The organism is Nocardia pseudovaccinii NBRC 100343 (genome assembly GCF_001613225.1).
Lineage (GTDB): Bacteria > Actinomycetota > Actinomycetes > Mycobacteriales > Mycobacteriaceae > Nocardia > Nocardia pseudovaccinii.
On sequence record NZ_BDBY01000037.1, the window covers coordinates 1 to 9,453 of the forward strand.

At 66.7% G+C, this 9,453-nt stretch carries 8 protein-coding genes; 3 read left to right on the forward strand and 5 right to left on the reverse strand.

Annotated elements, in window-relative coordinates; all coding sequences use genetic code 11:
• On the forward strand, window positions 1-466 hold a 466-nt coding region (locus NP3_RS05410), incomplete at its 5' end, for an aldehyde dehydrogenase family protein (protein WP_157124117.1).
• Window positions 467-478: 12 nt separating this feature from the next.
• Here the strand turns inward: NP3_RS05410 and NP3_RS05415 are convergent.
• Entirely contained in the window at window positions 479-1,702 is a 1,224-nt protein-coding gene (locus NP3_RS05415) for an aminotransferase family protein (RefSeq protein ID WP_063038387.1), read from the reverse strand.
• 11 nt (window positions 1,703-1,713) lie between these two features.
• On the reverse strand, window positions 1,714-2,151 hold the full coding sequence (locus tag NP3_RS05420) for a hypothetical protein (protein WP_157124119.1): 438 nt from the start codon (window positions 2,149-2,151) through the stop codon (window positions 1,714-1,716).
• A gap of 149 nt (window positions 2,152-2,300) precedes the next feature.
• Between NP3_RS05420 and hrpA the strand changes: the two genes are divergently transcribed.
• The gene (hrpA, locus tag NP3_RS05425; protein WP_063038392.1) at window positions 2,301-6,464 is read left to right on the forward strand and encodes an ATP-dependent RNA helicase HrpA; all 4,164 of its coding nucleotides are present in this window, start codon (window positions 2,301-2,303) and stop codon (window positions 6,462-6,464) included.
• 257 nt (window positions 6,465-6,721) lie between these two features.
• Entirely contained in the window at window positions 6,722-6,889 is a 168-nt protein-coding gene (locus tag NP3_RS05430; RefSeq protein ID WP_157124121.1) for a hypothetical protein, read from the forward strand.
• 9 nt (window positions 6,890-6,898) lie between these two features.
• On the opposite strand, the gene nrdR is transcribed toward NP3_RS05430, so the two are convergent.
• The 3 genes from nrdR to NP3_RS05445 form a co-directional block, all read right to left on the reverse strand.
• Window positions 6,899-7,375 carry a transcriptional regulator NrdR gene (gene nrdR, locus NP3_RS05435; protein WP_063038396.1) on the reverse strand — a complete coding sequence of 159 codons (477 nt, stop codon included), beginning with the start codon at window positions 7,373-7,375 and terminating at the stop codon, window positions 6,899-6,901.
• Between the two features lie 175 nt (window positions 7,376-7,550).
• Window positions 7,551-8,804 (reverse strand): hypothetical protein, encoded by a 1,254-nt coding sequence (locus NP3_RS05440; RefSeq protein WP_063038398.1) that lies wholly within the window; start codon window positions 8,802-8,804, stop codon window positions 7,551-7,553.
• Window positions 8,805-8,956: 152 nt separating this feature from the next.
• Window positions 8,957-9,397 (reverse strand): hypothetical protein, encoded by a 441-nt coding sequence (locus tag NP3_RS05445; protein ID WP_063038400.1) that lies wholly within the window; start codon window positions 9,395-9,397, stop codon window positions 8,957-8,959.
• Window positions 9,398-9,453 lie beyond the last annotated feature (56 nt).

Consider the following 9,453-nt stretch of genomic DNA (forward strand, 5'->3'; position numbering starts at 1 on the left):
ACCACCGGTCAATAACGCCGACCAGCTACAGCGGGTGCTCGGCTTCCTCGATGATGTGCCCGATCACGCTTCGGTCGTGGTGGGCGGGCACCGGCAGGGCGACCGCGGGTATTACGTCGAGCCGACGGTCATCGGCGGGCTGCTCCAGCATGATCGGCTGAGCCGGCACGAGATCTTCGGCCCGGTGATCACCGTGCAGTCGTTCACCGACGAAGACGACGCGATCCGATGGGCCAATGGCGTCGAATACGGGCTTGCGTCCTCGTTGTGGACCAAGGATGTGTCGAGGGCGCTGCGCGTATCGGCCGCGCTCGACTTCGGCTGTGTGTGGATCAACACCCACACCGCACTGATCGCCGAGATGCCACACGGCGGGTTCAAGTCGTCCGGACACGGTAAGGACCTGTCGATGTACGGGCTGGAGGACTACACCCGCGTCAAGCATGTGATGGCCAAGATCTACTAGTGTCGCGAGGGCTCAGCCCAGCGCACGGGTGAATCCCTCGACGAGTTCGTCGACCTGGTCGTCGGTCATCACGAACGACGGCGAGATCTGCATTGCGCCCTGGCCCGCCGCGCGTCCTGAGATGCCGTGCTCCCGTAGGGATTTCACGAAGGGTAGCGCCTCGGCGGGATCGGCGAACTGGATCGCGGCGACCGCGCCGAGACCGCTGCGGACCTCGGCTACGCGCGGGTGCTCCGCGAGCGGAGCGAGTTTGGCGTGCAAGGTGGATTCCAGGCGCCTCGCCTCGCCTAGTAGACCCTCGCGTTCGACGATGGCAAGGTTGGCGAGGGCCGCGGCGGCGGCTCCGGCGTGGCCGCCGTAGGTGTAACCGTGGCGCCACCAGACGCCGCCGCGGAAGAAGGGATCGGCGATATGGGGTGCGATGAAGACCGCGCCCATGGGGACGTAGCCGGAGGTGAGGCCCTTGGCGGTGGTCATGAGGTCGGGTTCGAGCTCGAAACGGGTTGCGGCGAACCAGGATCCGCCGATGCGGCCGAAGCCGGTGACAACCTCGTCGACGACGAAGAGGATGTCGTGATCGCGGCAGATGCGGCGGACCTCGGTGAGGTAGCCGTCCGGCGGCAGGTAGATCCCGCCCGCGCCGATGATGGGTTCGCAGAAGAAGGCCGCGATGCGCTCCGCGCCGATCTCCTCGATGAGCGCGAGCAGCGACTTCGCATCGTCCCATTCGACGGTTCGGGCATCGGCCATCAGCTCGCCGTAGCCCTCGCGGTTGACCGGGATCCCCGCCAAAGCCGTTCCCGCGACATGCATTCCGTGATACGCGCGCTGTCTGCCGACCACAATGGTCTTGTCCGGCCGCCCCAGCTCGTGCCAGTAGCGGCGAGCGAGCTTGGCCGCCGTGTCCACCGAATCCGAGCCGCCGGAGGTGAAGAAGATCTTGCTGCCCGGTACCGGTGCGATGCTCGCCAACTTCTCCGCCAACTCCTGGGTGGCGGGTTCGGCGAAATCACCGAAGTTCGAATAGTGCGCGATCGTGCGCAGCTGTGCGGCGACCGCATCCGCGATCTCGGCGCGTCCGTGCCCGACATTGGTGAACCACAGTCCGGCCGTCGCGTCCAGATACCTGGTGCCCGCCTGGTCGTAGATGTAGGCACCCGCCCCACGTGCGACCACGAACGCGCCATCGCGCTCGACCGCACCCATATCGGCGAATCCATGCCATAGCGCGCCCATGTCAACCACCTCTACTCGACAACCACGTCACTTCGTCGCTTGTCCGGCTCGTCCGCGCCGACGGCCGCACCGAGCGCGACCACCGCGACGACCAGCCGACCCGCGATCAGCCGCTCGGAAATGCCGAGCGCGACCGGTGCCGACTCCCAGTCCACGATCATCACCATAGGCATGATGCGCTGCAACACGTCATCGACCCACCCTTGTTCATCTCCCACGCGGATGTTCGACAGCCGGATCACCTGCCAGCGGCGGTCGCGGGGGGGCGGATCGCCCCGATCAGCAGCACTATGACGCCGAGCACATCGAATTCGATGGTGAAAGTCGGCCACGAATAGCCCGGACTCGCCGATGTTGCGGATCGGTGTCCAGACCAGCGTCAGGACACCGAGCAACGCAAAGACGAAGCGCGGTGCACGGATCCACAGTGCGGCGGCACCGGCTGTCATCGTCGGATACTCCCACATCAGGACCGCTCCGAGCGGCGAGCCGACCCGTGCGACCGCACAATTTCGCCGACCGCGTCGCCTGTGTCCTCACCGGACGCCCACGCCCGGCTCGGATCAGACGCGCCGGTTTCGCTACCCTGGTGAGCGCAATGACCAGGACAGCCGACGCGAATCTCCGCGAGCTTCGGACCCGCCTGGCCGCCGTAACCCTCCGCGATGAACACCGGTTGCGCCGCAACCTGGACCGGGCCCGCGGCGGCGATCTCACCGGCATCACGGCCGAGATCGCGGCAGCCGAGCAGCGCGTCGAGGCCCGCCGCGCCGCGGTACCCGAAATCCGCTATCCAGAGCAGCTACCGGTCTCCGCACGCCGCGACGATATCGCCAAGACGATCCTGGACAACCAGGTCGTCATCGTCGCCGGTGAGACCGGATCCGGTAAGACCACCCAGATTCCGAAGATCTGCCTGGAACTCGGCCGTGGCATCCGCGGCACCATCGGCCACACCCAGCCGCGCCGTCTGGCCGCGCGTACGGTCGCCGAGCGCATCGCCGAGGAACTGGGGACCGAACTGGGCGATGTCGTCGGCTACACCGTGCGTTTCACCGACCAGGCCTCGGATCGCACACTCGTCAAGCTGATGACCGACGGCATCCTGCTCGCCGAAATCCAGCGCGACCGGCTGCTGCGCCGCTACGACACGATCATCATCGACGAGGCGCACGAACGCAGCCTCAATATCGACTTCCTGCTCGGCTACCTGAAGCAATTGCTGCCGCGCCGACCGGATCTCAAGGTGATCATCACCTCGGCGACCATCGATCCGGAATTGTTCGCCAGGCACTTCGCCGACGAATCGGGCACTCCCGCACCGATTGTCGAAGTATCCGGCCGTTCCTATCCGGTCGAAATCCGGTACCGGCCGCTATCGCTGGAGCTACCCGTCGCCACCGATGATGACGACGAGGACACCCGGATCGTGGATCGCGACCCGGTCGACGCCATCGGTGACGCGGTGCGCGAACTCTTCGCCGAGGGCGACGGTGACGTGCTGGTCTTCCTGTCCGGCGAACGCGAGATCCGCGACGCCGCCGATGCGTTGCGCGACTTACAGATTCCGCGCACCGAGATACTGCCGCTCTACGCGCGCCTGTCCACGGCCGAGCAGCATCGGGTCTTCGCCCCGCATCCGGGGCGACGAGTTGTGCTGGCCACCAATGTCGCCGAAACCTCGCTGACCGTCCCCGGCATCCGCTACGTCGTCGATCCCGGCACCGCGCGCATCTCGCGCTATTCGATGCGCACCAAGGTGCAGCGCCTGCCCATCGAAGAGGTCTCGCAGGCATCGGCACGCCAGCGCGCGGGACGCTGCGGCCGCGTAGCCGACGGCATCTGCATCCGCCTGTATTCCGAGGAAGATTTCGAATCCCGGCCCGCCTTCACCGAACCGGAGATCCTGCGGACCAATCTGGCCGCCGTAATCCTGCAGATGACCGCGCTCGGACTCGGCGATATCGAGAAGTTCCCGTTCGTGGAGGCGCCGGACCGCAGGGCTATTCGCGACGGTATCGCGCTCCTGGAGGAATTGGGCGCACTTGCACCGCGCGTACCCGCGAAACCCGCTCGACAGCAGGCTGATTCGACGGCAGAGGTTGCCGCCACCGATAGCACCGGGCGAGCGGACCAGGTGCCGGACACCACACTGACACTTACGCCTACCGGCCGCGAAATGGCACAGATACCGGTGGATCCGCGAATGGCGCGCATGCTGGTCGAAGCCCACCGCAATGGCGTGCTCGCCGATGTGCTGATCATCGTTGCCGCACTGTCCATTCAGGATGTGCGCGAACGTCCCGCGGACCATCAGCAGGCCGCGGACACCAAACATGCCCGCTTCGTGGTCGAAGGCTCGGATTTCCTGGCCTACCTGCGGTTATGGGAGTACCTGACCGAACAGCGGAAGTCGCTGTCGTCCAATCAGTTCCGGCGCATGTGCCGTGACGAGTTCCTGCACTATCTACGGATCCGGGAGTGGCAGGATCTGCACGGACAGCTGCGGACGATCACTCGGGGGCTCGGGTGGTCGGCGAACGGCGACGGTTCGGACAGCGAAAGCGGTTCGCGCCGTGGGCGATCTGCTGCGGATGGTCGCGATTCGGAACGTGGACAGCGCAAGTCCGATTCATCTCGCGTGAAAGCGAACCGCGGCCGCGACAACACCGCCGCACCGAAACCACAGGCCGCCGAAGATGATGGCACACTATGGGATTCGATCGCCATCCACCAGGCCCTATTGGCGGGCATGCTCTCCCATATCGGCGTCCGCGAGGCCGAAACCCGCGAATTCCTGGGTGCCCGCAACGCCAAATTCATGATCTTCCCCGGATCCTCGCTGGCGAAGAAGCCACCCCGCTGGGTGATGGCGGCCGAACTGGTCGAGACGTCCCGGCTCTGGGGCCGGATGGCGGCCAGGGTGGAGCCGGAGTGGGCCGAGCGGCTGGCCGGGGATCTAGTGAAACGCACCTACTCCGAACCGCATTGGTCGTCCAAGCGCGGAGCGGCGCGCGCCTACGAGCGGGTCACGCTGTACGGCGTACCGCTGGTGGTCAGCCGTGCCGTCGATTACGGCCGGATCGATCCGGAACTGTCGCGTGAGCTGTTCATCCGGCATGCCCTCGTACAGGGTGAGTGGCAGACCCGGCACGAATTCTTCCACCGCAACCGCGAACTCCTCGACGATGTCGCCGATTTGGAGCACCGCGCCCGCCGCCGCGACATCCTCGTCGACGATGAGGTGCTGTTCGAGTTCTACGACAAGCGCATCCCGGCCGATATCGTTTCGGTGCGCCACTTCGACAGCTGGTGGCGCGCCACGAAGCGCAAAGATCCCGCGCTGCTGGACTTCTCGACCGATACCGTGGTCAATGACGCCGCGGCGACGCTCGACCCGACCGATTTCCCGGACGCCTGGCGCCAGGGCGAGTTGAGCTTCCCGCTCACCTATCAATTCGAGCCCGGCAATGACGATGACGGTGTCACCGTGCGGATCCCCGTCGAGCAGCTGGCGCATGTGCGCGCCGTCGGCTTCGACTGGCTGGTACCCGGTATGCGCGACGAGTTGGCCACCGCGTTGATCAAGACGCTGCCGAAGGCTCTGCGCCGCACCGTCGTTCCCGCACCCGACTTCGCCGCGGCGGCGCTCGCCGCGCTCACGCCGCGCGCCGAACCCCTGCGCATCGGCCTGGCCAGGGAACTGTCGCGGCTCGGTTCGGTCACCATCGCACCGAACGATCTCGACCCCACCGGGCTTCCGGACCATCTGCGCATGACCTTCGCCGCGATCGCGGCCAGCGGTCAGGTGCTGGCACGCGGGAAGAACCTCGCCCAGTTGAAAACCCAACTGTCCGAGCAGGTTTCGGCCTCCGTCGCCCGTGCGACCGCAGGCGCGGAACGTGCCCCCGCGACCGTGTGGACGTCGGATTCGCTGGGGACGGTCGAGCCGACGGTGCGCAGCGAAGTGGCCGGACAGACGGTCACCGGTTACCCGGCGCTGGTCCCCGAGGGCGAGGGCGTCGCGGTGCGTGTCCTGAGCTCCCCCGCCGAGCAGGCCGCCGCCATGCGGGCGGGCACGCGCGCACTGGTATTGAGCGCCATTCCCACCTCGGTCCGCACCGTCACGGCCAGTCTGCCACCGCGGGATCGGCTTGCGCTGAGCCAGAATCCGTACGGCTCGCTCGACGCGCTCATCGAGGACTGCCGCGCCGCCGCCGCGGACGAACTGATTGCCGCCGCCGGTGGGCCGGTGCGCAGTCCGACGCAGTTCGACGCTCTGGTCGCGAGGATCCGTCCCGACTTCGTGTCCGCCGTGGCGCGCATCGTGCGCTTGGTGGTGCCGGTGCTGGCTACGGCGCACCAGGTTTCGTCCGCCCTCGCCGATACCACCGAACGCGATATCGCCGACGATGTCCGCCACCAACTCGACGACCTGATCTTCCCCGGTTTCATCTCGGAGTGGGGCGCCCGGCTGCGCGATCTCCCGCGCTACCTGGCGGCTGCCCGCACCCGCCTGGAGGCACTACCCGGCTCCGCGGTCCGCGACCGACAGGGCATGGCCGAAATCGACCGCGCACTCGCCGCCTACGACCGCCTCGTCAATGCCCTGCCCCAAACCCGCAAGCACGCCCCGGATGTCACCGAAATCTGGTGGATGATCGAGGAATTCCGCGTCAGCCTTTTCGCCCAGAAACTCGGCACGCCGTACCCGGTCTCCACCAAGCGCATCGAAAAAGCCATCGCCGCCATCCGCCGCTGACCCATCAGCCGTGCGGCTGCCGCCAGCGCGTCCGAAGAGCTGACCGAGCTCGCAACGGTAGTTCTGGGGGCGCGACCGGAGCAGCGGTACGGCGATACAGTCGCCGAAGCATAGTGGCGCGCAAGAGTATTGCGGCCGCTCACAATATCCGCACCGCGCGTCGTTCAGCAGTTCGGCGCGAATTCTCGAAAGAGGTGCTCGCTATGCGGAAATCCCTCACGCCGATTTTTGTTGCCTGCGCCGTCGCACTTGCCCCGATGGCAACCGCTTCAGCAACCGTGCCACCACAGCCCGCGCCGGTGCGCACCGACACCGATGTCCTCCGGCAGCTGGTTCGGCTGCTCGACACCGGATCGGTCACCATCTGCCCCGGGCAGGCGATGGGCAGCTTCGGCTGCTCGTGCCCGCCGGGGATCTGCCTCTGACCGCCGGGATCAGTCGGCGGAAGCGGCGACCGTCGCTTCCTCGCGATGCTTACGCAGGTCGGCGATTTCTCGTTCGAAATCGTCGGCGGAGGTGAAGGAGCGGTATACCGATGCGAAACGCAGGTAGGCCACCTCGTCCAGATCGCGCAGCGGGCCGAGGATGGCCAGGCCGACCTCGTGGCTCGGCACCTCGGGCGACCCCTTGGCGCGCACCGCGTCCTCCACCTGCTGGGCCAGCAGGTTCAGGGCGTCTTCGGCGACCTCGCGGCCCTGGCAGGCGCGACGAACACCGCGGATCACCTTCTCCCGGGAGAACGGCTCGGTGACGCCGCTGCGCTTGACCACGGATAGGATCGCGGTCTCGACGGTGGTGAATCGTCTCCCACACTGCGGGCAGGAACGCCGACGGCGGATGGCCGCGCCTTCCTCGGCCTCACGCGAGTCGACGACCCGCGAGTCGGGGTGTCGGCAGTAGGGGCAATGCATCCGAGAGATCCTTCGTCGATGCGCGCGCCCGCGTCCGAATCGGCTCCGGTTCGCCAGTCCCGATCCGGCGAGCACGTGTACAGGGGTCTAGACCGATACGTCCATATCAGGTCCAGGATACCCGGGAGGGGTCACCAACCGTCTCACACGTCCCAACTACACCGTCGACCAACGCTCAGCCGAGTTGCCACTGCGTGGTCAGATCGGCGATCAGATCCGGAATGCGCGCGATCATCCGTCCGTGCGCGAGCTTGCTCCAGAACGACTCACCGAGCACCACCTCGGCGAATGGCCGGTTGCTCTCCATATCGATGTGGCGCAGCACCAGATCGCCGGTGATGTAGGCCCAGCGGGTATCACGGTCGGCCCAGTTGAAGTCCGGCAGCGGGGTGCGCAGTGAGACGGTGCGTCCCGAGATATCCGCGCTGACGGTGGCGGGCGCGAAAACACCGGGTGCGCGCACGCCGGGGACGGCGGGCTTGCCGGCCACCGTGCTCACATAGGTCATGACCCGGCCCATCGCGCCCCGCCCCGCCGAGGTCGCATCCCACTGATCGGCGATGACACGGTTCTGCTCACGATCGGTCATCCGGACGAGCGCGTCCACATATCCGTCGCGGGTATGCGAATCGATCGACTGCCAGGCGGTGCGGATATCGGCATCGATCACCCCGGCCGCATACATTTCGTCGATTCCGGCCATCCCCAGCGCGGCATACGCCTCGTGCATCGGGACCAGATCGGTGAAGATGTGCTTCTGCATGATCATCAGCCGGGTCTGGTACCAGGCGACATCCTCGGTGCTCAACCGCGACCCCTCGGTGGCGAGCAGCCGGATATCGGCGGGCAACCCGGCCACCAATTCCGGTGGGGTGCCGCGCAACAGGTCGGCGACCGCGTCGCCGAGTTGATGGATGCCCGGTACGCCGAGCACCAGCCCGACATCGCCGAGGTCGAAGAACCCCGAGGCGAAGGAGCCGCCCGCGATTCCGGCAAGGCCTGCCCACCAGTACTCCTGATGCTGATTCGCCAGCCGGAAGTAGTTGACGTACACCTGGCTGAAGGTGCGCTGGTTGGCACGCACGCCGAGCGCCGGATCCCAGGCCGCGAGGTCGATATCGGCATTGCGGGTCGAGACCACCAGCCAATACTGGTGCAGCAGTGTGGCATAGCGGCTCGGTGCCACCCCGTCGGCCCTGGCCTGGTCGAGCGCCACACGCAACGTCGACTCGTCCAGTGGCAGTGCGGGATTCAGACCGCCGCCCCCGGTTCCGTCTCCGTTGAGCGCGGGTAAATCCAGGTACGCCTCGTATGCGGGTTCTGCCTGTGCGGCCGGGATCATGGTGAGCGCGAAGACAAGACAGGCCAGTAGCCCGCCGATCCGGGCGAGCAGACGGACGGCGAGTGCAGCGGTGGAGCGATGCGTCATTGCGTGGTGTCCCGAAATCGTTCGTCGGCAAGAGTTGCCTAGATCACGTTTTCAGGCACAGTAGCAACATGTTCTAGTTTGCAATCGACAATTTCGGCCACACTTCGTGACGGATCGGCCGGTCGCCATCCGCCACACCGGCTTTCGACGAGCTACCGCGGCACACCGACTCCAACACCGTCCCAAACCGGCTGCTGCTCGACCACGGCGGGCACGGTCGTCGGGGTCTCGCCGCCGAAAGTTCCTGCGCGCCAATGCGCCAACCCGATCAAAGCCGTCACCGCCAGCGCACTCAGCAGCGCGGACACCGCGAGCACCGCGAAACCGATCTGCGCCTGTTCGACCCGCTCCATCGGATGCGGCCCCCGCGCCTGACGTAGTGCGGGCGTTCGAACGGGACCGCGGTCGTACAGCACCACCGCACCGCCGGGCCGACTGTCGCGCGGACGCCGATCCGTCACGACGCGCGCGGACTCCAGGGCACGCACGCCACCGCGATGCGGGCGCTGAACGCGCGGAACGGATTCGAAGCCGAGATCGACGTCGGCCTCGTCCTCGAGGTCGGTGCTCAGGGCGCTGATCGCTGTGCTCATCGGACAAACCTCCGTGAAGGGGTGTTGGTGGGTGCTCAGGTATGTCGCGAGACGAT

Excerpts from the sequence above, each read along its gene's own strand:
- NP3_RS05430 (WP_157124121.1), top strand. The coding sequence starts at position 6,722 with ATGGCAACCGCTTCAGCAACCGTGCCACCACAGCCCGCGCCGGTGCGC.
- hrpA (WP_063038392.1), top strand. The coding sequence starts at position 2,301 with ATGACCAGGACAGCCGACGCGAATCTCCGCGAGCTTCGGACCCGCCTG.
- NP3_RS05420 (WP_157124119.1), bottom strand. The coding sequence starts at position 2,151 with ATGACAGCCGGTGCCGCCGCACTGTGGATCCGTGCACCGCGCTTCGTC.
- nrdR (WP_063038396.1), bottom strand. The coding sequence starts at position 7,375 with ATGCATTGCCCCTACTGCCGACACCCCGACTCGCGGGTCGTCGACTCG.
- NP3_RS05415 (WP_063038387.1), bottom strand. The coding sequence starts at position 1,702 with ATGGGCGCGCTATGGCATGGATTCGCCGATATGGGTGCGGTCGAGCGC.
- NP3_RS05440 (WP_063038398.1), bottom strand. The coding sequence starts at position 8,804 with ATGACGCATCGCTCCACCGCTGCACTCGCCGTCCGTCTGCTCGCCCGG.
- NP3_RS05445 (WP_063038400.1), bottom strand. The coding sequence starts at position 9,397 with ATGAGCACAGCGATCAGCGCCCTGAGCACCGACCTCGAGGACGAGGCC.